The sequence below is a fragment of the Niallia sp. FSL W8-0954 genome (assembly GCF_038005605.1).
GTDB classification, from domain to species: Bacteria; Bacillota; Bacilli; order Bacillales; family Cytobacillaceae; genus Niallia; species Niallia circulans_A.
In genome coordinates this window covers 1,022,323-1,042,797 of the sequence record NZ_JBBOTN010000001.1, presented here as the reverse complement: position 1 = coordinate 1,042,797, position 20,475 = coordinate 1,022,323, and the positions used below count along the sequence as shown (strand labels likewise).

Genomic DNA, 20,475 nt, shown 5'->3' with positions numbered 1-20,475 from the left:
CTTTCTTATCTGCTAATGATTATCACAAAGCACTATCTAGTAACTATCAACGTTACTATCTCCTCCCTTTCTAGCATCAGTATGATTCCGTTTTCATTTTTATTTAATAATTCCTATACTCTATTCCGTTCATATAAATAAATTATCACGAAAGCGTATTCTTTATAGCGATTTCATCTTCACTTTTTTGTTAATAGCTAGACTTTCTTGTAAAATGTTTCTTTGCGCTTAGTTAAAAATCATTATAAGCAGTCTAGACCAATCTTCCAAAACGGAAAAAAACAGCGACCCATAATCGCTGTTTCACTGTTGATATTTTGTTCGATATTCACTTGGACTCATTCCCACTTCTTTTTTAAATACTCTGCTAAAATAGTTTGGGTCCTTGTAACCAATAGTTAAAGCTATTTCTTTTAGTGATACATTGGGAACTAATAGAAGTTCCTTTGCCTTTTCCAATCGTGTATTTGTTATATAGTCAATAAAGGTAACTTGAAATCGCTCTTTGAATAATTTACTTAAATAATAAGAACTGATGCCAATTTGATCCGCAACTTCCTCGAGAGAAATAGCTCGATCATAATATTTATCGATGTACTCTTTTGCTTCTAATAGTAAGGAGTGTATCCCCTTTGACCGCCATTCTCCTAACCGCTTCATAATACTCAATAATTGTGATTTAGCTGCTTCTTTAATTTGCATTGAGTGATCAAATTGTCCTAAGCTCGTTTCAATTTCCTCTTCAAAGCCTAGTTCTTTCAGCGAACGAGTTAAGACGATAAAGAAGCTCTCCATTGCTTTGTGTATCATTCTTAGCTGGAAGTCGGAAGCCTGTTGAATAGATTGAAAATAGGTTTCAAACATTTGTAACCCTTTTTGGCTCTCTCCCTTTTTCACTGCATCTAGTAGTTCTTTCTCCACATCAAAGGGAATTAATTGTTTCCGTTTTTGCTTAACGCGATCATTATAGGTCATATATGCTGCACTTGGATGGCTGTGAACAAGCTCCAACGCATAGATTGCTTCTTTATAAGAATCAGAAAACTGATGAATATTTGAAACAATTGTACCTACCCCTGCATATAAAAGACATTGTTCAAGCTGTTTTTGTACATCGTGGATAATCTTTCGAGCAAAATAGTCTCTTCTCTCTTTATCTGGTGGTATATTTTCATCCAAGAGTACAAGTATAGGTACTTGAAAGCCTGTTAATGGTCCAACAATACAAGGGAGATCATATGCCTGTAAAGCTTGTTTGAGGATGCGATACCAATGGCCTTTTACTGCTTTGCTTGGATGCTGGTCTTCTGATTCAAAGGAAAAAACGGTAACAAATCCTTTTTTCTGTTCAAGATCAAGCCATTCATCCCATTCCTCCTGATTAAATTCATGCACATAATCCATTATTAAGGAAACGATGAATTCATTTTCGATAACAGAACTAACCCTCTCCAGTCGATGATGAATTTCCTGCCTATTCCTTACTTCTCGTTTTTCTTTTTCAATTTCTGCTGCCATTCCATCAAAAGCAGCTAAAACCTCTGAGACCTTGCTTGGTTTAAGTAAATATTCCTTTATCCCAAATTTCATTGCTTCTCGGGCATAATCAAATGTATCAAAAGCAGAAACCATAATATATTTAATCATAGGAGCAGAGGCATATATTCGTTTAATCGCTTCGATCCCATCCAACTCTGGCATCTTTATATCCATAAAAACTAAATCTGGCTTATGAGCAATAGCCAACTCTACTGCATCTTTCCCATTTTCCGCTTCTGCAGTAATTTCAAAATTAGAACGATTACGGCTAAGCATAAGCTTCAATCCTTCTCTTTCAATCGGTTCATCATCTACTAACATTACTTTTAGCATAAAGTATCCTCCTTTCCTAATTTATTCAAGCTAATCAACACTGTTGTTCCTTCGCCAACGATGGAGTGTATCTTTACTTGGCTGTCCTTATCGAATAGTCGCAGTCTTTTTATGACATTCCGCATGCCAATACCAGTTGAATGCCCTGCTCCTTTATTGGCAACTTCCTGATCTGTCTCCTCGCTCACGTCCAGCAATCGATCAATGGTATCTTGATCCATGCCCACTCCATTATCTATCACTTCAATCAAGACTTTTTCCTCTTTTTCATAAATAGATAATGTAATTTTCGCCCCTTTGGCCATCCTTTCAATCCCATGAATAAATGCATTTTCAATAATTGGCTGTAAGGTTAGACAAGGAATGGGTGTCGATAAGCACTCTGGATCAATATCCTCTGTAAATTCCACTCTCCCACCAAAACGCGTTTTTTGAATAAAAAAGTATTCCTTCACAATTGCAACTTCATCTTTCAACAATGTTTGGCGGTCAAGACTGCCTATATTGTAGCGAAGCAATGCCGAAACCGATGAGATTAAATCACTCGTCTTGTCAGCTCCCTCAATATAAGCGGTTTTAGAGATAGTATTAAGTGTATTAAAAAGAAAATGGGGATTGATTTGATTTTGTAAACTCTTCAATTCCATCTCTTTAAGCAACTGAGCCAATTTTGCCTTTTCTTCTATTTGTTTAACAGACTCTAAAATATTTTTTTTCATCTCATTAAATGTTTTCGTTAAAAACCAAAGCTCATCCTTTTGTGAAACGACAATATCTTCCCTATTGTATCTGCCAGCAGAAATTTCTTCTGCTTCCTTTGTTAAGCGACCAATAGTTATTGTGATTCCATTCGAAAACCATAATGCAAATAAAATACTCAAGAGAATAATAGATAGAAGAATAGCGGTTCCCATATTTTTTGTTTGGGTAATTTTTTCATCTAAAAAATAAGAGGCTGCTTGGTATTTTGTCAGTTTTTCATCAATTAAATCAAGTGCTTTTTCATGAATGTAGGCTGATATTTTTTCTACTTCTTTTAGAGAAGTGGAATATTGCTGAATATCTTCGTTTTCAATCCCTTGCACTGTTTTTTCTGTTTGTTTCCGAAAATTATTTATCATATTTAATAGATTTTTCTTCGGTATTCCCTCTTTTTCCATTGCTCTAAATTGTTGTTCCACCCTGCTTATCTTTTCTATTTCCACCTTGTACAAGGCTAAATTCTCCGGTAATGGTTCATGAACATAGATTTGCAGCGATTGATAGGCCTGATTCGTTTCTTTCGTCATTTCATTCAGTAAGAAGAAAGAGGCCATATTCTCATCGTATAATTTCTTTACTTGTTGATTGCTAGTTTCTCGAATCCAAAATAATAGTAATAATAACAATAGAATGACCCCAAAATATATAAGCAGCTTCGTACGAATTTTAATCATGGCCATTCCCCATTTTTTCTACCATACTATCTAAATCTTTCGAATGAATAATAGCAGCATTCATATGATGCATCTGAGGAACAGACTTCTGTTTGACCAGATGCATCATTAATTCAATACTTTTTTGTCCCATTTCGTATGGCTGCTGTTCAACAATGGCATTTATCTCTTCTTTATGTAATAAATCAAGATTCTCTTCTAACGAATCAAAAGAAATGACATATAAATCATTTTGTCTATTTAATGATCTTGCTGCTGCTGCAATTCCAATACCATCTAACGAACTTGTTCCATAAAAAGCAGTGATATCTTTATGCTTTTTTAGCATCTTATAGGCCTTTTCTTCTGCTTGAACTCTTGTGAGATTAGATTCATCTATCGCAATAATCTTGATTCCTTCTATCTTTTCGATTGCCTCTTTAAATCCCTGTACTCTTAATTGATGCTGTTTATAAGCATTATCCACTCCGCCTGTAATAATCCCTATCTTCGCTTTTCCCGCAGTATCCTTTACCAATGTTTGTCCTGCCAATCGACCAGCTTCATAATTATCTGTGCCAATATAAGCAAGACGCAAACTATCTGGTGCATCTGTATCAATCGTAATAACAGGAATACCTTCTTTTACTGCCTTGTTAATTAGAGGCGTAAACGAATCATTAAGCGCTTGCACAATTATTCCATCCACTTTAGCCTGTATGGCCATATCTAGAAGTTTTAATTGTTCCTCGGGATTGGATCGCTTTGGACCCTCGTATTCAACAAAAACATCATTTTCCGCTGCAGCTTTTTTTGCTCCAGCTCCTACTAAGCGCCAATAATCATGATCCATTTCCTCGCCAATAAAAGCAAAATGATAGGTTGGTAGAGATACCTCATCAGAAAGAACTTCTTTCATTTTCTTATCAAAAGTATGAGCTTGCTTATAAAAATACAAGGAATATGCAACCGCTATCAGAAAAGAGAGAAGGAAAAAGCTATATAGCAAGGTTCGTTTCATATGCCCCTCCATGTCTTATCTAGTCTATTATGTTGATGATAGCATAAATTTAAAACTGGTGAGTAAGGAAATGTCTAGAAAAACATAGAGAAAGAAAATTTTTATTTCGTTTATATATAATAGATAATGATTTTTCCTTTCTTAAGAACAGAAAAGCTAGTACTCTTCAACGAAAAGTACTAGCTTTTTTTAGAATTCAACTTGAAACGATTATTTTGACAAATTCATTTTCATGCTGCTCTAATAACTCTCTAATATCGATATCATCGATAAAAAAGTCATCTACATATTTCGTTCCTCTGTAGTAATGTTGCTTGCCTTCAAAGTAAAAAATATCAGCTGTTCCTTCAAATGTATAAGTTTTCCCCTTTGCACAAACAATAGTAAGCTTAATTTCTTCCCCATTGCAGCCCATATAATACTGTGATACAGGGACATTATTAATAACTAATACATCTGAACCGATATCTCGTTGAATGACAACGATTCCTTCTAATTCCTTCATTTTTCTTCCTCAATTATAAATACTAATTAGACTAAAATATATAAAAAATATCCTACAAATATTTTCACTTATTAAAAATCGTATTGGGCTTCCTTTTTCGCTCGTATTTCCGTATATGTCTCTGTTAATACTATTGTATCTTCCACTAATCGTTCAATGCGGAATAACACATCATCATCTGTAATTTCTTTGCGCTGAAAATCCTTTTCCTCAATAAATACATATGTTTGGACGATCTGTGCTTTCATATAAGCCAAAATCGGTTTTAACTGCTGTTCAGCAATTAAATAATGTTTAGATGAACCTGCCGTTACAATTATACTAACTACTTTATCGCGAAACGCATTTTGCGGCAACAAATCAAAAATATTTTTCAATGTAGCAGGAATAGATGCTTGGAAAACTGGTGTGCCTATAATAATCGCATCTGCTTCCATCAATGTCTTGGTAACAACCCCAGTGTCCCCTTCATATTCTAAATAGTTTCTCCCATCACTAAATTGGATATCATAATCCGCCAAATCGAGTAACGTTATCTCAATATCGGGATAATTATCCGCAATAGCTTTCATTGTGTAATCCATCGCTGTTCTCGTTTTAGATCCGACCTTTGATCCGGATAATCCAACAATTTTCATAACCTTATGCCTCCGATTTTTTTGTGTATTTTCTAATAGCCGGCAAAATTTCCGTACCAATGATCTCCACATTTTTCATAACATTTTTAAACGGCATACCACCAAAATCAATTTGGGCAATATAGCGTTGATGATTAAACATTTCATGTTGATAAAGAATTTTTTCTATGATTTGCTGTGGACTTCCGATGTTCATAATATTATGCGGATCTACCCCTTGGGCAAAATGCTGTTTTGGAAATCCTGCCCCATTTGTTTTTTTCATGCCTTCATTAATATGTGGGTACATATCTTTTAAAGCTTGCTGGGATGATTCTGCTGCATAAAAGAAGCCTGCTGTAGCTACTGGTAATTCAGCTGGATCAAATCCGCTGTTACGAGCTGCTTCACGATAAGCATCTACTGTTCGTTTGAATACAGATGCTGGACCACCTAAATGTGCCATAAACATTGGAGCTCCTGCCATTCCAGCTCTGATTGCACTTGCTGGTGTCCCTCCAACTGCACGCCAAATCGGAATAAAACTATCTTTAGGTCGTGGTAACACTCTCGCATTTCTTAACGGTGCACGGAATTCTCCACTCCAGTTCACTACTTCCTCTTCATTAATTTTCATTAATAATTCAAATTTCTCTTCAAACAATTCTTCATAATTACGAAGATCGTAACCTAACAATTCAAATAAACCAACTCTTGAAGCACGACCAGCAATAATTTCAGCACGGCCTTTAGAAATTAAATCAATTGTTGCAAAATCCTCATATACCCGGACTGGATCTGATGTACTTATAATAGTAGACGAGCTAGCTATTTTAATATTTTTCGTAGCTTGTGCAATAGCTGATAACACCACTGAGTGCGCTTGTGTAACAAAATATTCCTGATGACTCTCTCCAACACTAAAGAAATCAAGACCTGCTTGATCTGCTAATTTTGCGTATTCGATAATCTCGTGTACACGTTCTTCTGCAGAAATTCGTTCCCCTGTTAGTGGGTTTGGTAAATGATCCCCTAATGTATAGATACCAAACTCTAATCCTTTGCTTGGATCTAATCCGTATTTTTTCAATTTCTTCACCTTTCTTCTATTCATCATTATTTAAACTATTCTTTAATTCCTTAGGCGATCTCTCCCAATATTCATTGTTAAAATCAACAAGGAACTTTTTTAACGACTGCTTGGAATCGTAATCCATATTATTTAACGCAAATCTTCGTTTGATAGCTCTATCAAGGCTATTTACGTGCTCTGGCATCGCCTTGTAGCCAAAACGTTTTCTACTTCCTTCTTTCATTTTCTTTGCTACCAAGATTTCGCAAGCACCAGCACCAGAATAATAAGCACCCTCTTCATTTCTGTCCAACGCAATCCAAATAACCCAATATTTATGCGGATCCAAATCTAGTACTTCTTCTTTTGTCACATTCTTAAAAAATACTTTTTGTTCCACTTTACTTCTGCCATGCATAGCGCCTATATCAATAAATACTTCCTGGCTTTCTCGATCAATAATGATTGGCGTAACATTCTCTAAAGAGATAGAACCTACTCCATAGCCGCCATCACCTTTTGTTGGATCATTCCGCAAGATATTAAATTGTGCATTTTTTTTGGATGAACCTTCCTTTTTGTTGTCCATATTTGCGTTAACTCCTCCTTTTTGTACAAGTCCCTTATGCTTTTTTCTTATTTAGACCAACTACATAAGGTATTTTCGGAAAACTAACTTACTGCTTCGAAATGACTTGTCTTGATTGCTATATTAAGGGTGATGGTGTTTTATGGCAATTATTCTGCTTGTTGGTGTTATTATAAATAAGGATTTTATATGCTCATTTAGTTTATAGCTTGCCATTTTTAGAGTGTGGCTATGTATGAAGTTTGGATGGAATACAGTGGTTGGTGAGCTTTTGAATTTAGGTGTTTATGAACACCATTTTTCCCTCTTCCTGACGAGCTTTTGGCTTTCATCCTCTTCATGAACACCATTTTCCCTCTTCCTGACGAGCTTTTGGCTTTCATCCTCTTCATGAACACCACTTTTCCCTCTTCCTGACGAGCTTTTGGCTTTCATCCTCTTCATGAACACCACTTTTCCCTCTTACTGACGGTTTTTCGGCTTTCATCCTCTTCATGAACACCATTTTTCCCTCTTGCTGACGGTTTTTCAGCTTTCATCCTCTTCATGTCAGCAGTCCCATTATTCTCATTATATAGAAAAAATTAAGTTTCTTCCCAAACAGTTTTTTATCTAAATAGGACAGTTCTTCCGCATCCAATAGGATACATAAGAACCGTCCTCCCTCTGTTTCCTTATGCTGGGTTTACTTCTAATTCTACTTTGATTTTGATGTCTTTTCCTACTAGCACGCCGCCTGATTCTAATACTGCGTTCCAAGTAAGTCCGAAGTCTTCACGGTTGATTTTTGCTTCTCCTTCGAAACCGTAAACTTCTACGCCCCATGGGTTTGTACCTTTCCCACCATATTCTACGTCAAATGTTACTGGCTTTGTAACATCCTTAATAGTTAAATCACCAGTTACTTTATAGTCATCGCCATCTTTTGTAATCGATGTTGATTTAAAATCAATTGTTGGGTATTTTTCTGTATCGAAGAAATCTGCTGATTTCAAGTGATTATCACGATCTTCGCTATGTGTGTTAATGCTTGCTACATCAAATTTAAATGCAATGCTAGCAGTTGTTAAATCTGCTAAATCTGCCGCTTCTACGTCTGCTGTATAAGAATCGAATTGACCCTTCACCTTTGATACCATCATATGTTTTACTTCAAATCCTACGCTAGAATGTGATTGATCTACTGTCCATTTTGCCATTTTAAAATTCCTCCCATTTTCCTCTTATTATTTACTTTGAATTCAAGATATTTATTAAAAAAATTAGTTTCCCTCAATCTTATTGAATATTAAGGCAAACTTATTAGAGATATTCCTATCAAAAATACTTTGAAATAAATTATCTCTAATTAAAGATAATTTTACACGCATCTTTTTGTTTTGTCTACACTTTTGCGAAAATTTTTTCAGGAATTTTTGAAAGAAAAATTAAATTAAACTAATCTCAGAATATAGACATACTATTATTAAAAAGAGATATCATCTTATATACTAAAATATTTGTACCTTCCCGAAATAAGTGAGATTCCAACATAAGAATTGCGCAAATTCCAATAAATTATTAGCTTCTATTTAGACGCTTTTTTTAAAAAGTTAAGTATTTTCACACCCAAAAAAAACAGGCATCAGCTAAATGATACCTGCTTTTTCTCTTAACAAAATGTATCTTTTGACTTTGGTACAGAAAGTCCAAATAATGGACGAAGATACAAGGCAACAAATGTCCCAGCTAATGCTAATATTCCCCACACATAACCGTGAACACTGAATGATGCAATCCCGCCAAAGTAAGCACCTACGTTACATCCAAATGCTAAACGTGAGCCATAACCCATTAGTAAGCCGCCAATGATGGAAGCAAGCACATTTCCAAGCGTCACTTTTGAAAATTTAAAAAGACCGCCAGCTGCCGATGCCAAAAAGGCGCCAAGGATAACACCGAAGTTTAGAATCGTTGTAGAATCTGCAAAAATAGAAGCTTCTAAAGCTTGAGCATTTGCCCCTTGCCAGAATCCCCAGCTTGCTACATCCATACCAAAAAATTGGGCCACTTTTGAACCCCATAAAGCAAAGGCAGAGGTAATTCCCCATGGAGTACCGCGTGTCATTAAGGTTAAAGCATTAAGAACAGCTAACACGATCGCTGCCGCAAATAATGGCCATGAACCGCGGAAAATACGTTTCCAGCCAGTTGTTGTTGGAAGAGGAGCCATTTTTGGCGCTTTTCTTTTTCTTTCCACAACCAATGTAATCCATGCAATTACACCAAATAGAATAATGGATACAATCCAAGCACCACCATAGCCAAGACCAGTTGATGTCGCTAATGAAATTGGGGCAAAAGATGGTAAGTCTTCTGTCCAAAACGACAGATGAGCTGCACCAATTGTAGAACCGATAATGAAGAATAGTAATGTTACAAATGCAACAGAACGTCCGCCGCCTACTGCATACAAGGTACCAGAAGCACATCCGCCCCCAAGCTGCATGCCAATCCCAAACATAAAGGCACCAACGACAAGACTAACACCAACCGGTGATACATAGCCAGTCGCTCCTGTTCCAAAAAAGGAAACGCCGTATGCTAAAATTGGGGCAAATAGCGTTACCGCCACTGCTAACATCAGCATATGCGCACGTAACGCCTGCCCATTTCCTACTGACGCAAGTCTGCGAAATGCGGATGTAAAACCAAAACGAGCATGAAATAATGTATATCCTAGTAAGAGGCCCAAAACTAATAATATCGGCTGCATACTTTTTTGTGTCATTAATAAATAGACTAGTAGAATCGCTGTTACAATGAGTCCACCAATGATTAAAGGCATCTGTGGAGCCTTTAATCCTTTTGGTTGTTCTTTTTGACTCTTTATCTTTTGAGTCGACTGAACATTTGCTGAAGTTGCCACTCCAAAACACCCTTTCCCTATTAATATAGTCGGAATTGCTTTTTTCATCTTAATGGTATTTTCAATTTGTGTCAATATAAATTTTTATTTTTGTAATTAAAAATAAAAAGATACCTTCACCATAGGAGTAAAGGTATCCTTGCTTTTTGAAATCAGGATAGATAGAGAATTTTCTTCGCAAATCAATCAGATTCTTTCCAAATGAGTCTTCTAATATATCACGATGTTTCTCCAATATTTCCATTAAGTATAAATCATGGATCATTAGCATTGGCTGCTCTGTGGCTGCCTTTCTTTTATATAATTATGGATTAAAAAAGCTGTCTGCAAGTGCTTCCGTTTCCTTAATGAATCTTGTTCCTGTACTTGGGATAGTCTTTTTCATTTTTCTTCTAGAGGAAACCGTTACATTGACCCAGATCATTGGCGGAGCAAGTGTCATTATCGGTGTTATTTTAAGCTCCATTCAAAAAAGGAATTACCTCATGTCCTGCCACCGGAAGCCTCTTTGGAATAGCAGCATACAAAAAACCAGAAGCTATCTACTCCTGGTTTTCCTATGTTTACAAATTATTGATTTCCTTTTTTAACCCACTCTGCAACGGTAACAGTACGTTTCGCTTGATGTTTAACTGCACCTTGAACGTCTTCGATCATTTTTCCATCTTGTCCAACTGTTACACTTGTACCATAAGGGTTTCCACCTGCTCCGAATAGAACTGGATCTGTGTATCCTGGTGTAGCAATAATAGCGCCCCAATGCATCATAGAAGTGTATAAAGATAATAATGTTGCTTCTTGTCCACCATGTGGATTTTGTGCTGAAGTCATAGCACTTACTACTTTGTTAACTGTTTTTCCGTTTGCCCATAGACCGCCTTGTAAATCAATGAATTGCTTCATTTGAGAAGGCATTGTACCAAAACGTGTTGGAACACTGAAAATAATCGCATCTGCCCATTCAATATCTTCCGATGATGCAACTGGTACATCTTTTGTTGCATCCACTGTTGCTTTCCAAGCTTCATTGCTGTCAATAACAGATTGTGGCGCTAATTCTTGTACTTTTACTACTTTCACTTCTGCGCCAGCTTCTTTTGCTCCTTCTGCTGCCCATTGTGCTAATTGATAGTTTGTTCCACCCATACTATAAAAAATTACTGCTACTTTAACATTTGCCATGTTTTCCATCTCCTTTGATTTTCCAAATAATTTGTTTAAAAATCCCATAAGTACACCTGCTTTAATTTTTTATTGATCTTATAAGAATCACCTCCACTGAAATAGTCTTTTCAATGTTAGCTGTTCTTCTTATTCCCCAATTGTGGAAATTTATGATTACTTTTTCTCTTATAAATAATTAACTATTTGTTAAAGCTGAATACCATTTAGCAGCTGCTTCTACTTCCTCAGCTGTTAGCTGATGGCCTCTGTTTTCCCAATGCATTTCGACATTCGCATTAGCATTAACAAGCATTGATTGTAGTTCATTTGATTCTTCTTTTGAACAAATCGGATCATTGGTTCCTGCAGTAATAAATACTCCTTTTCCGGTTAAATCAGGGAGCGTAATTCCTCTTCTCGGTACCATTGGATGATGTAGAATAGCTGCTTTTAATGCATCCTGATAGTGGAATAATAAGCTTGCAGCAATATTGGCACCATTAGAATAGCCAATTGCTACGATATTGTCTCTATCAAATTCATATTTTTGGGCTGCTTCATCCAGAAATTCATTTAATTCCTTTGTACGAAAAATTAAATCTTCTTCATCAAATACACCTTCTGCTAAACGCTTAAAGAAACGCGGCATGCCGTTTTCTAAAATATTCCCGCGGACACTTAGCACAGAAGCTTCATCATCGATCATCCCTGCTAGTGGCAATAAATCTAACTCTGTTCCGCCTGTTCCGTGTAACATCAATAACGTGGGCTTCTTCGGATCTTTTCCCTTATTGAAAATATGTTTCATCCCTTCTCCTCCTCTAAGATTCTAATCTCTACTTTAGGTAAAGCAGCTGTTAACTCATCACGCTTTTCTTCTAACCAATCAGGGAGCATTAGCTTCTCTCCCAATTGTTCTACTGGCTGATCCACCGTAAATCCAGGTCCATCAGTAGCTAGCTCAAAAAGAATGCCGCCTTCTTCATGAAAATATAAGGCTTTAAAATAGTTTCGATCTTTCACTTCCGTTGGATAATACCCTTTTTCTTGTAGCAGCGTTCTCCATTGCTGAAGCTCTGTCTCATCTTTTGCCCGCCAAGCAATATGGTGGACAGTTCCTGCTCCCATGAGCCCACGAACAGACGGGGTCAATTTGATATCTATCACATTTCCTATCTGTGCATCGGCGATGAAACGCAAATACCCTGCATCTTCTCCTACACATTTAAGACCCAATATATGTTCTAATACCTCTGCTGTTTTGTTCGGTTGTGCCGAAAGTAATGTTGCTCCGCCAAAACCTTTAATAGCAACATCAGGATGGATTGAACCTAGCTGCCAATTACTTAATGGTCCTTCGTTTCGTTCCACTAATTCGATTTGCAGACCATCTGGATCGACAAATTGCAAATATTTTTCGTTAAATCTCGAAGCATTTTCCACTTCTACACCATAGGAAAGAAGACGATTTTTCCAAAATGCACTGCTACCATGTGGAATAACATAGCTCGTTACACCAACTTGCCCTTGGCCAATTCTACCTTTCAGCTGTTTTTCCCATGGAAAGAAAGTAATAATTGTTCCTGGTTCCCCTGTTTCATTCCCAAAATAGAGATGATACACTTCTGGGCGATCAAAATTAATTGTCTTTTTTACCAATCGTAGACCAAGGACACCTGCATAAAAATCAATATTTCTTTGTGCATCATTTACCATTGCTGAAATATGATGAATTCCTGCTGTTTTTTACATCTTATCCTCTCCATTTCATGGAACTATTGTGGTCTTACTTTTGTAAACATGTCACCAATTTTTGCATAGTCATTTCCTGCTAATCTGCTGACAGCTGCTAACCCTCTTGGATCAATTCTGCCATTTTCATACAGGGTAGGCTCAATGTGATAATGAACCACTCTTCCAATTAGAAAATCACATCCAGGAAGTGCCTCGGTACCTCCCAACTCTAATGAATGTTCCAATACACATTCCATACGAATCTTAGCTTCCTTTATACCCGGTACAGAGATGGCGCTGCTATCTATCGGTGTTAATCCTGCTAATTCAATCTCACTTTCACTTGATGCAAGACTTGCTGCCGTTTGATTAATTTTATCAACATTTTGTTCATCTACAATATGAATGACAAATTCCTTTTTGTTTAAAATGTTCCTTGCCGTATCTTTTGGTTTCCCATTGGAACGCTGAATGGATAACGATATCATTGGCGGATTAGATGATACAATATTAAAGTAGCTGAAAGGAGCCCCATTTAAGACACCCTCTTCCGACAAGCTAGTAACAAAGGCAATAGGTCTAGGAATTATGCTTCCAATTAGAAATTTATAATTCTCTCTTTCTGAAATGGTTTTCGGATCAATGGAATGCATCAAATCATCCTTTACAAATTAGTCGAGATTTCTAACATCAATTGGTATTAATCTGCTATTAAGCTGTTCTCTATATTGTTCATATTGACTTGGCAGCATTAATGTCTCTCCTAGTGTTTCTTTAGATTCATCAATTGCAAATCCTGGCGGATCTGTCGCAATTTCAAAGAGTATTTCACCATGCTCTCTAAAATAAATGGCATTAAAATAATTTCGATCCTTAACAGCTGTTACATGGTATCCATTTTGCGAGACGTGTTTCTGCCAGTCTAATTGGTCAAGATCATCCACTGCTCTAAAAGCAATATGATGAACAGTTCCAACACCCATTTCCCCACTTCTGCCTGTAGTTAATTTTAAATCGATGACATTTCCAATATCGCTAAAGGAACGGAAACGTACATATTCTCCTTCTTCGCCAACTTTTTTAAATCCCATCACTTTTTCTAAAAGTTCTGCTGTTTGTGCAGGTTGTTTCGATAAAAGCGTTGCACCGCCAAATCCTTTAATAGCATTTTCAGGTGTCACTTCACCAAACTGCCAGCTATTATTTTTCCCTTCTGCTCTTTCTACTATTTCTAGCAGTAAGCCATGGGGATCAGAAAAAGCTAAGTATTCCTCTCCAAAACGCTCTGTTTTTGTGAAAGAAATATTAAATTTTGCTAACCTTTTTTCCCAAAATGAAAGAGCTCCTATAGGCACAACATAAGACGTTACACCGACTTGCCCGTCTCCAATCACTCCTTGACGCGCTCCTGCCCATGGAAAGAAAGTAATAATCGTGCCTGGATTGCCGCCTTCATCTCCAAAATATAAATGATATGTCCCTGGATCATCAAAATTGACCGTCTGTTTCACTAAACGCAATCCCAATACACCTGCATAAAAGTCAACATTCTCTTGCGGGTGGCCTACGATTGCCGTAATATGGTGAATTCCACTTGTGCTCTTCGTCATTGCCGTTCACTCCTATTCCAATTTTCTAGCAAGCTTTATTTAGTTACTATTTGATATAAGTAGAAAAATCATTTATAGAAATTCTCTATTTTCGCTCATTACTACGAATTAAAATATTATTAATTCGAGATATAACCTCAAAAATAATCACATCTCTTGTGCATGAAGCCCTAATTTTTTGAGCTGTTCAATCAGTATTTCTTTTTCTTTATTGTCTAACCCGCCACATATCTCGTTCATGGCTGCTCTATGCTTTGGAAAGACTTTGTCCATAAGCTCGGTTCCCTCTTCTGTTATCACCACATAGGTTATGCGGCGGTCTTTTGGACAAGGTTTTCTTCTGATTAATTTTTTATTCTCTAATTTATCTACTACATAGGTAATGCTGCTGCTTGCAATCAAAACTTTTTCACCAATCTTTTGAATTGGCTGATCCCCTTTGCTATAAATCAATTCCAGCACAGAAAATTCTGTAGGGTTTAAACCGAGACATTTTATATCTTCTTCTACACGTTTCTTTATCGATTGCAATGCTCTCGACAACACAACGAATACCTTTAATGATAAATCTTCTTCATATTTACTTACTTCCTTATTATCCATGATAATCTTCCTTTCAATTATCTTGAATTCGAGATAATTATATAATACTTTATTTGTACATGTCAACTAGTATTATTTAAACAATCACATTCACGTTATATTGTCCGTATGTAAAAGAACAGAATTTCCCCATAGCGAGTAATTTCCGCCTTTATTAGTAAACCCATCTTTAGATCTATCATAAGGAAGTGAGTCGTAAAAATTAACTTGGTCAGTTTTCAAAAACAAATTTGCAGTAGTAGGAGGCACTTCCTTAAAGTTCTCCTTACTGATTTCGATAATCAAATTTATCTGTTGGAACATGAAGAGAATGCCCATTCACTACTACTGTATGTTTATCGCTCCATACAATTTTTGCTGTTTCTTCCCCTTCATTCCAATAAACGTTCTTTTTCTTACCCTTTTTATTAAAGACAAGTTCCCCGCGGATTGCATATGAAGTAGTTGCACCACCATTTGTCCGATAAGCTTTTAAGGTATAGGCCCCGTCTGGTGAAGTTTCTTCTGTAATATATTCTCCTTTTGGCAATCGATTCATATCATAAAAAGCCCAGTATACTCCATAGCCAATAATCCCAATAAAAAGAATAACACTGATAATAAACAGAAAGCCTTTATTTCTTTTGCTTAGATAAGTATTCAAATGATTTCCCCCCCACATTTAAAATAATCTAAATATTCTTTCCTTATTATATATTATTAATTATATAGAGATTTATAAAACCCTTCTTCCATCAAGATCCAATAAAATACAGGTGGCATTTCCTCCACCTGCTTTAGTCGTTGTATTAAGTATTAAGAACGTTTTTGTTTCTTTCTAGAAGAATCTTCCTTTGTTTTTCCTGTTTCCTTTGAAGTTGTTCCTTGACCTTCTTGCTGGCTAGAGCCTAAACCAATTGTCGATGGATCAGCTTTTCTGTTTGTCATTCTCTTCACCTCCACAGATTAGTGTTCCATGAATAAATGAAGTTATGTGAATCGTTGTATAAAGAATGAAAAACATACATTGTAACTTTAGATGCTGTTATTCGTATTACTTTATATAAGGATAAAGCAAACAACCGCAGTATAGAAAAAACTTCTATTAGTGATGCCCTTATAACCACTAATGGTTAGTTATATTTATCGACCTTCAAGTGTACATCCCATCCTTAGCTGACAGATTTTCTGCAGTTTGAGCTGGAAGGTATGCAAAAAAAAGAAAGGAGAAACGACTGTCATGAACAATCAGACAAACACTAATTCAATCATATCGGTAACATTGGGTATTTTATCGGTATTAATTCCCTTCATTGGTCTTATTTTAGGAATTATCAGCATTATTTTTTCAAGAAAAGCAGTAAATGAAATCAATAAAACGGACGAAAATGGGAGAGGCTTTGCGACAGCAGGTTTAATATGGGGCATAGTTGGAATAATCCTCCAACTATTAGTACTGTTAGGGATTATTGCGTTTTTATCACTAGCTACTTTTGGATAAACTATATGTTTTTGTGAGGCTCCCCCTTTATGGAGAGCCTTTTTAGAAAATCATATTGTTGTTGCTTCGGATAGTACCTACAATATTACTGACAACTTTTAAAAGCATTCTGCCATTTATATTATTTAAAAATATATTTCTAGAAAATAAGCGTAATTCTTGTTCCTTCCCCTAACTTGCTATCTACAAATATCTTTCCGCCATGTGCTTCGACAATCTGCTTAGCAATAGCTAATCCTAAGCCACTTCCTTTATGTGCTTCTCCTGTATTTGTTCCGCGATAGTAGCGAGAAAATAAATCCTCTAGTTCTCCTTCTTCAATGCCATTGCCATTATCCTCTATCCATACTTTAATCGTTTCTTTTTCTTGACCAATAAATACTTGAATAAAGGTATCGGGTGGATTATGAACGATGGCATTATAGATTAAATTCATTAATGCACGTTGTATCAAGGTTTTATCGCAGTTAAATAAAATTTGCTCGGTTTCTGTTGAAAAATCAAGATTGGTTTCCTCGTATAAAGGGTGATTCAAAATTTGGATAACGGACTCCCTTATGATATCCACCAAATTTGCTTCTGCCTTTTTCAAAAGAAAGACATTGCTTTTTAATTTATAGGTTAGATTCAAATCATCGATTAAATGCTCAATATAGACTGATTTATTCAGGATAATATCCACATATCGATTCTTTTCATTAGCATCTAGCTCGTAGTCTTGCAGCAGTTCCGAATAACCTTTAATGGAGTTTCTACCATGGAGCCAATGCGGCTTAGAATAGCGATGCGGTCATCCTTTATCGACTTATTAAATACCTTCACCTCTCCTTCTGTTTCTTTAATAAGTCCGAGCAGCATTCGAATCGTCGTCGACTTTCCAGCACCGTTTGGACCGAGAAATCCATAAATCCCTCCCTTTGGTACTAATAGATTCACCTGATCAACCGCTAAAAACTTTCCAAATTTCTTCGTTAAATTGCTTGTTTCAATAATATAATCTGACATGACTTTCTCCTCCATTTCTTTTCTTCCATTATTCTAGCCGCTCTATCTTAACTGTTCGTTTTCCATACCTTAACTGAACCTTAAAAATCTATAATTTTCTACCTGCACATAAATAGAACAAAAAATACAGTCTTTAAATTAAAGTTATTTTTTCATATAGTAGTTATCACACAGGAAGGCAACAGAAAAGGAGTAGTATAGATGAAAATAGAAGAACCAAAGATACCTGCGAACCTACCATCAAAGAATTTTCACGATATATTGTACGAGGAAGAATTAGAGTTAGAAGGATGCGAAGTTCATCACTCCATGTTTGAAGAAGAAGTATTAAATAAAGTACGGTTATCGAAAATGGTGCTGAAGAATTGTAAGTTTATGCATACTGATTTTTCCGGCATGGAATTAACAGACGTTATTTTTGAAAGCTGTGATTTCTCTAATGCGAAGCTCACTAGTTCTTCCATTCACAAATGCCAATTTACTAACTGCAAATTATTAGGGGTAGATTTTACAGACTCCCGTTTAAGAAATGTGCAGTTTACTGATTCCTTATTGAGACTAGCCGCTTTTGGAAGCTCCAAATTAGAGAAAGTTAGATTCCAAGACTCGCCTGTTGAATCTGCTGATTTTTATGATTGTCTCTTTAAAAAGATCGAATTTAAGAAATGTACAATGGACGGAGCAAATTTTGAAAGAACTTCCCTTAACGGTGTTGATATTAGTACCTCTACCTTCCAATCATTGCTTGTATCTCCACCAGATTTAAAAGGGTGTAAGGTTTCTACCTATCAAGCCATCCAATTTTCTGCTTTATTAGGCTTGGAGATTGTTGATTGATTGCATAAAAAAGTTCTAGCAAACCGTCCTATTTCGGTTTGCTAGAGCTTTTACTGTTTATCCCCAAAACTTCATATAATCTTTCCTTTTTTAACATACTAATGTTGAAAGATATCTTCTCCTCTTTCAAAAGGTTCTAAGGGATTTATTTAAAGGTGACACCCAATTTGTCTATTTATCGCCATAAAAGTTTTCTTTATGATATATGTGGTAATTTAGTAGAGAACACAAATTTAATGCCTGTTGCATACTCAATATAAATGAAAGTTTTTCATATGTAGACAGCCACTACAGTCAGGATTGCACATTGAAAGTCGTAGCAAAGCATCTCCAATATGATTATGCTTATCTTTCCAAGCTGTTTGTTCATATAACAAATATGACCTTTACCGAATACTTGACGCAGTATCAAATATCACAGGCGTGTTGTCAGTTAAAAAATCGGCAGCTGCCGATTGGCAAAATGCCATAAACTGTGGGTTACAATAATTTGCGATTCTTTCATCGCCATAAAAAAAGATTACTCACATTTCGCCTAGAAAATAGCGAGAACTCTCGTAAGATGTATAGAAAGCCGATATTATGTCCATTTTATAGATACAATGCTTAAAGGTGGGATTTCCATGGAAAACGCCTCCAAGAGATTGCAAATATTGATAGGCGACACGTTACAAATACTTGATCATATGAAAGTAGATGCTGACAAAGATCCTTTGCTTCAGCAAGTGAAGAATGATTTACAAGAACAGAAGAACAAAATGGATAACTTTCCAAAATCAAACGAAGAAATCATCAACACAGCCAGCTCAATGACACAAAGTCTTGATAGAATAAACAATATGGTTCAACAATTGGAAGCTAGCTTAATGGAGGACTATCAAGCATCAACAGGGGGCATTGATGAATATCAGCATATGTCCATTGATGAGCAAAGAGAACAGCCTGAAAGTTATCATGATAAAATTGATTACTTAAGTGCTGTAAAAATCCGCGAAAATATAAATCGAATGAATGAAGTACTACTAAACATTAGATCTTAATATTATTTAAGTAAAGGGGAGGGGAGATTCCATGCCTTTCGTTATAACTTCACCATGTATGCATGAACAAGCAGGAGATTGTGTAGATGTTTGTCCTGTTGATTGTATCGCAAAGGGAGAAGATCAATTCTATATTGATCCCGATATTTGTATTGACTGTGGTGCATGTGAAGCAGTATGTCCAGTTTCCGCCATTTATCATGAAGAAGAGGTACCACCAGAAGAACAGCCTTATATCCAGAAGGCTATCGATTTTTACAAATCATATGAAGGATAAGGAAAAACAAATCAACTTTTTTAGTTGATTTGTTTTTCTTTTTTTCGTTTAGGGATAGTATTGATTGGTTGCCTTATGCTATCCTTTTCAAAGTATGAAAAACCTTGCCAGAAATCTTCTGACAAGGTTCTTCCTTACATCTTAATTAGTGGTCAAGCACCTATCTAACGATATTAAAGAGCTTAAGCTCCCTCTTTCTCCACGTTAGCATCTATATCTTTTTTTAATTTATTTACTTTATCTTCAATTTCCGCTGGAATATACTTCGCTTTTTTCAAATATGTTTTACTTAATGAATAATCAGGAACTGCTTTAAAAGCATTGGCTAAAAAGTAAAAATTGACTTGGGCATCACTAGCAAGATGGATTGTTTCATCAACTATCTGTTGATATTCGCCTTTTTCCAACAGAGCAATAAATTTCTTATCTTCATCTGTTAATTCTTTTGCTTTTGTTTCTTGGTCTACATTCGTTTCTTTTTTCACTGGTTCCTCTTTTTTCTCTTCGGCTGAATTCCCGCATCCTGCAAGCAAGAATAGGAACGCGACCATAAATAGAGAAAGATATTTCATCTGAATCTCTCCTTATATGCATATAATATAATTACTATTTTATAAACCGTAAGTATTATGTAGCCTATCTAAACACTTGGTCAACATATGTTACCCTACTGTTATGTATTATTAGAAAAATTAGAATATTATTCAGTATTTAACCATAATAAAT

The 20,475-nt window shown here is 35.9% G+C and carries 26 protein-coding genes and 2 pseudogenes; 6 read left to right on the top strand and 22 right to left on the bottom strand.

Features of this window, described 5'->3' with window-relative positions; translation table 11 throughout:
• Nucleotides 1-303: 303 nt before the first annotated feature.
• The 11 genes and pseudogenes from NX902_RS05130 to NX902_RS25800 all read right to left on the bottom strand — a co-directional run.
• On the bottom strand, nt 304-1,872 hold the full coding sequence (locus NX902_RS05130) for a response regulator (RefSeq protein ID WP_123259013.1): 1,569 nt from the start codon (nt 1,870-1,872) through the stop codon (nt 304-306).
• Nucleotides 1,866-3,308, bottom strand: coding sequence for a sensor histidine kinase (locus tag NX902_RS05125; protein ID WP_123259012.1), 1,443 nt, complete (start codon nt 3,306-3,308; stop codon nt 1,866-1,868). Before NX902_RS05125 ends, NX902_RS05130 begins: the two co-directional genes overlap by 7 nt.
• Complete coding sequence (locus tag NX902_RS05120; RefSeq protein WP_123259011.1) at nt 3,301-4,308, bottom strand: sugar-binding protein; 1,008 nt, start codon at nt 4,306-4,308, stop codon at nt 3,301-3,303. Before NX902_RS05120 ends, NX902_RS05125 begins: the two co-directional genes overlap by 8 nt.
• Nucleotides 4,309-4,504: 196 nt before the next feature.
• The gene (locus NX902_RS05115) at nt 4,505-4,813 is read right to left on the bottom strand and encodes a hypothetical protein (RefSeq protein WP_095334096.1); all 309 of its coding nucleotides are present in this window, start codon (nt 4,811-4,813) and stop codon (nt 4,505-4,507) included.
• A 71-nt stretch (nt 4,814-4,884) separates the two neighbouring features.
• A complete protein-coding gene (locus NX902_RS05110; protein WP_095334098.1) occupies nt 4,885-5,451 on the bottom strand; it encodes an NADPH-dependent FMN reductase in 567 nt (188 codons plus the stop codon).
• 4 nt (nt 5,452-5,455) lie between these two features.
• Nucleotides 5,456-6,520 carry an LLM class flavin-dependent oxidoreductase gene (locus NX902_RS05105; protein WP_095334133.1) on the bottom strand — a complete coding sequence of 355 codons (1,065 nt, stop codon included), beginning with the start codon at nt 6,518-6,520 and terminating at the stop codon, nt 5,456-5,458.
• A gap of 16 nt (nt 6,521-6,536) precedes the next feature.
• The gene (locus NX902_RS05100) at nt 6,537-7,091 is read right to left on the bottom strand and encodes a YwhD family protein (protein ID WP_163188439.1); all 555 of its coding nucleotides are present in this window, start codon (nt 7,089-7,091) and stop codon (nt 6,537-6,539) included.
• A gap of 285 nt (nt 7,092-7,376) precedes the next feature.
• Nucleotides 7,377-7,526 (bottom strand): hypothetical protein, encoded by a 150-nt coding sequence (locus tag NX902_RS05095; RefSeq protein WP_204259945.1) that lies wholly within the window; start codon nt 7,524-7,526, stop codon nt 7,377-7,379.
• 239 nt (nt 7,527-7,765) lie between these two features.
• Nucleotides 7,766-8,290, bottom strand: a complete 525-nt coding sequence (locus tag NX902_RS05090) for a YceI family protein (RefSeq protein WP_095334102.1) — start codon at nt 8,288-8,290, stop codon at nt 7,766-7,768.
• Nucleotides 8,291-8,742: 452 nt separating this feature from the next.
• Entirely contained in the window at nt 8,743-10,074 is a 1,332-nt protein-coding gene (locus NX902_RS05085; protein WP_341160590.1) for a YeeE/YedE family protein, read from the bottom strand.
• 67 nt (nt 10,075-10,141) lie between these two features.
• Nucleotides 10,142-10,267 (bottom strand): annotated as a pseudogene (locus NX902_RS25800) (TrmB family transcriptional regulator); the annotation flags it as partial.
• 13 nt (nt 10,268-10,280) lie between these two features.
• Here NX902_RS25800 and NX902_RS05075 point away from each other — a divergent pair.
• Entirely contained in the window at nt 10,281-10,589 is a 309-nt protein-coding gene (locus NX902_RS05075; RefSeq protein WP_341122672.1) for a DMT family transporter, read from the top strand.
• Here NX902_RS05075 and wrbA read toward each other — a convergent pair.
• The 8 genes from wrbA to NX902_RS05035 all read right to left on the bottom strand — a co-directional run bounded on the left by wrbA (nt 10,570) and on the right by NX902_RS05035 (nt 16,037).
• The gene (gene wrbA / locus NX902_RS05070) at nt 10,570-11,181 is read right to left on the bottom strand and encodes an NAD(P)H:quinone oxidoreductase (protein ID WP_095334135.1); all 612 of its coding nucleotides are present in this window, start codon (nt 11,179-11,181) and stop codon (nt 10,570-10,572) included. The two genes, NX902_RS05075 and wrbA, sit on opposite strands and share 20 nt — an antisense overlap.
• A 178-nt stretch (nt 11,182-11,359) precedes the next feature.
• Complete coding sequence (locus NX902_RS05065) at nt 11,360-11,971, bottom strand: alpha/beta hydrolase (RefSeq protein ID WP_095334107.1); 612 nt, start codon at nt 11,969-11,971, stop codon at nt 11,360-11,362.
• On the bottom strand, nt 11,968-12,879 hold the full coding sequence (locus tag NX902_RS05060) for a ring-cleaving dioxygenase (protein ID WP_341160589.1): 912 nt from the start codon (nt 12,877-12,879) through the stop codon (nt 11,968-11,970). The genes NX902_RS05065 and NX902_RS05060 overlap by 4 nt, the downstream gene beginning before the upstream one ends.
• 59 nt (nt 12,880-12,938) lie before the next feature.
• A complete protein-coding gene (locus NX902_RS05055; RefSeq protein WP_341122671.1) occupies nt 12,939-13,550 on the bottom strand; it encodes a flavin reductase family protein in 612 nt (203 codons plus the stop codon).
• 18 nt (nt 13,551-13,568) lie between these two features.
• Entirely contained in the window at nt 13,569-14,507 is a 939-nt protein-coding gene (locus NX902_RS05050; RefSeq protein ID WP_163188443.1) for a ring-cleaving dioxygenase, read from the bottom strand.
• Between the two features lie 147 nt (nt 14,508-14,654).
• The gene (locus NX902_RS05045; RefSeq protein ID WP_047945040.1) at nt 14,655-15,110 is read right to left on the bottom strand and encodes a MarR family winged helix-turn-helix transcriptional regulator; all 456 of its coding nucleotides are present in this window, start codon (nt 15,108-15,110) and stop codon (nt 14,655-14,657) included.
• Nucleotides 15,111-15,375: 265 nt separating this feature from the next.
• A complete protein-coding gene (locus NX902_RS05040) occupies nt 15,376-15,753 on the bottom strand; it encodes a DUF5412 domain-containing protein (protein ID WP_123259006.1) in 378 nt (125 codons plus the stop codon).
• A 152-nt stretch (nt 15,754-15,905) separates the two neighbouring features.
• On the bottom strand, nt 15,906-16,037 hold the full coding sequence (locus NX902_RS05035; protein ID WP_341122670.1) for a YuzL family protein: 132 nt from the start codon (nt 16,035-16,037) through the stop codon (nt 15,906-15,908).
• 292 nt (nt 16,038-16,329) lie between these two features.
• Here NX902_RS05035 and NX902_RS05030 point away from each other — a divergent pair, with 292 nt between their 5' ends.
• Nucleotides 16,330-16,590, top strand: a complete 261-nt coding sequence (locus NX902_RS05030) for a DUF4190 domain-containing protein (RefSeq protein ID WP_095334118.1) — start codon at nt 16,330-16,332, stop codon at nt 16,588-16,590.
• Nucleotides 16,591-16,729: 139 nt separating this feature from the next.
• On the opposite strand, the gene NX902_RS05025 is transcribed toward NX902_RS05030, so the two are convergent.
• Nucleotides 16,730-17,272, bottom strand: a complete 543-nt coding sequence (locus NX902_RS05025) for a sensor histidine kinase (protein ID WP_172859182.1) — start codon at nt 17,270-17,272, stop codon at nt 16,730-16,732.
• A gap of 62 nt (nt 17,273-17,334) precedes the next feature.
• A pseudogene (locus NX902_RS05020) lies at nt 17,335-17,595 on the bottom strand (ATP-binding cassette domain-containing protein); the annotation flags it as partial.
• A 201-nt stretch (nt 17,596-17,796) separates the two neighbouring features.
• On the opposite strand from NX902_RS05020, the gene NX902_RS05015 reads away from it, so the two are divergent.
• From NX902_RS05015 to NX902_RS05000, 4 genes are all read left to right on the top strand, one after another.
• Nucleotides 17,797-18,432 carry a pentapeptide repeat-containing protein gene (locus NX902_RS05015; protein WP_095334122.1) on the top strand — a complete coding sequence of 212 codons (636 nt, stop codon included), beginning with the start codon at nt 17,797-17,799 and terminating at the stop codon, nt 18,430-18,432.
• A 307-nt stretch (nt 18,433-18,739) separates the two neighbouring features.
• Entirely contained in the window at nt 18,740-18,904 is a 165-nt protein-coding gene (locus tag NX902_RS05010) for a helix-turn-helix transcriptional regulator (protein WP_163188450.1), read from the top strand.
• A 151-nt stretch (nt 18,905-19,055) separates the two neighbouring features.
• The gene (locus NX902_RS05005; RefSeq protein WP_123258999.1) at nt 19,056-19,472 is read left to right on the top strand and encodes a hypothetical protein; all 417 of its coding nucleotides are present in this window, start codon (nt 19,056-19,058) and stop codon (nt 19,470-19,472) included.
• Between the two features lie 31 nt (nt 19,473-19,503).
• A complete protein-coding gene (locus NX902_RS05000; protein ID WP_047943252.1) occupies nt 19,504-19,749 on the top strand; it encodes an indolepyruvate ferredoxin oxidoreductase subunit alpha in 246 nt (81 codons plus the stop codon).
• A gap of 182 nt (nt 19,750-19,931) precedes the next feature.
• On the opposite strand, the gene NX902_RS04995 is transcribed toward NX902_RS05000, so the two are convergent.
• Nucleotides 19,932-20,321 (bottom strand): hypothetical protein, encoded by a 390-nt coding sequence (locus NX902_RS04995; protein ID WP_341122668.1) that lies wholly within the window; start codon nt 20,319-20,321, stop codon nt 19,932-19,934.
• Nucleotides 20,322-20,475: the final 154 nt, after the last annotated feature.

What these genes read in the sequence shown, in the direction of transcription:
- NX902_RS05055 (WP_341122671.1), bottom strand. Translation starts at nt 13,550, where the DNA reads ATGCATTCCATTGATCCGAAAACCATTTCAGAAAGAGAGAATTATAAA.
- NX902_RS05110 (WP_095334098.1), bottom strand. Translation starts at nt 5,451, where the DNA reads ATGAAAATTGTTGGATTATCCGGATCAAAGGTCGGATCTAAAACGAGA.
- NX902_RS05030 (WP_095334118.1), top strand. Translation starts at nt 16,330, where the DNA reads ATGAACAATCAGACAAACACTAATTCAATCATATCGGTAACATTGGGT.
- wrbA (WP_095334135.1), bottom strand. Translation starts at nt 11,181, where the DNA reads ATGGCAAATGTTAAAGTAGCAGTAATTTTTTATAGTATGGGTGGAACA.
- NX902_RS05130 (WP_123259013.1), bottom strand. Translation starts at nt 1,872, where the DNA reads ATGCTAAAAGTAATGTTAGTAGATGATGAACCGATTGAAAGAGAAGGA.
- NX902_RS05035 (WP_341122670.1), bottom strand. Translation starts at nt 16,037, where the DNA reads ATGACAAACAGAAAAGCTGATCCATCGACAATTGGTTTAGGCTCTAGC.
- NX902_RS04995 (WP_341122668.1), bottom strand. Translation starts at nt 20,321, where the DNA reads ATGAAATATCTTTCTCTATTTATGGTCGCGTTCCTATTCTTGCTTGCA.
- NX902_RS05120 (WP_123259011.1), bottom strand. Translation starts at nt 4,308, where the DNA reads ATGAAACGAACCTTGCTATATAGCTTTTTCCTTCTCTCTTTTCTGATA.
- NX902_RS05015 (WP_095334122.1), top strand. Translation starts at nt 17,797, where the DNA reads ATGAAAATAGAAGAACCAAAGATACCTGCGAACCTACCATCAAAGAAT.
- NX902_RS05065 (WP_095334107.1), bottom strand. Translation starts at nt 11,971, where the DNA reads ATGAAACATATTTTCAATAAGGGAAAAGATCCGAAGAAGCCCACGTTA.
- NX902_RS05000 (WP_047943252.1), top strand. Translation starts at nt 19,504, where the DNA reads ATGCCTTTCGTTATAACTTCACCATGTATGCATGAACAAGCAGGAGAT.
- NX902_RS05060 (WP_341160589.1), bottom strand. Translation starts at nt 12,879, where the DNA reads ATGGTAAATGATGCACAAAGAAATATTGATTTTTATGCAGGTGTCCTT.
- NX902_RS05090 (WP_095334102.1), bottom strand. Translation starts at nt 8,290, where the DNA reads ATGGCAAAATGGACAGTAGATCAATCACATTCTAGCGTAGGATTTGAA.
- NX902_RS05100 (WP_163188439.1), bottom strand. Translation starts at nt 7,091, where the DNA reads ATGGACAACAAAAAGGAAGGTTCATCCAAAAAAAATGCACAATTTAAT.
- NX902_RS05045 (WP_047945040.1), bottom strand. Translation starts at nt 15,110, where the DNA reads ATGGATAATAAGGAAGTAAGTAAATATGAAGAAGATTTATCATTAAAG.
- NX902_RS05005 (WP_123258999.1), top strand. Translation starts at nt 19,056, where the DNA reads ATGGAAAACGCCTCCAAGAGATTGCAAATATTGATAGGCGACACGTTA.
- NX902_RS05050 (WP_163188443.1), bottom strand. Translation starts at nt 14,507, where the DNA reads ATGACGAAGAGCACAAGTGGAATTCACCATATTACGGCAATCGTAGGC.
- NX902_RS05125 (WP_123259012.1), bottom strand. Translation starts at nt 3,308, where the DNA reads ATGATTAAAATTCGTACGAAGCTGCTTATATATTTTGGGGTCATTCTA.
- NX902_RS05115 (WP_095334096.1), bottom strand. Translation starts at nt 4,813, where the DNA reads ATGAAGGAATTAGAAGGAATCGTTGTCATTCAACGAGATATCGGTTCA.
- NX902_RS05095 (WP_204259945.1), bottom strand. Translation starts at nt 7,526, where the DNA reads ATGAAAGCCAAAAGCTCGTCAGGAAGAGGGAAAAGTGGTGTTCATGAA.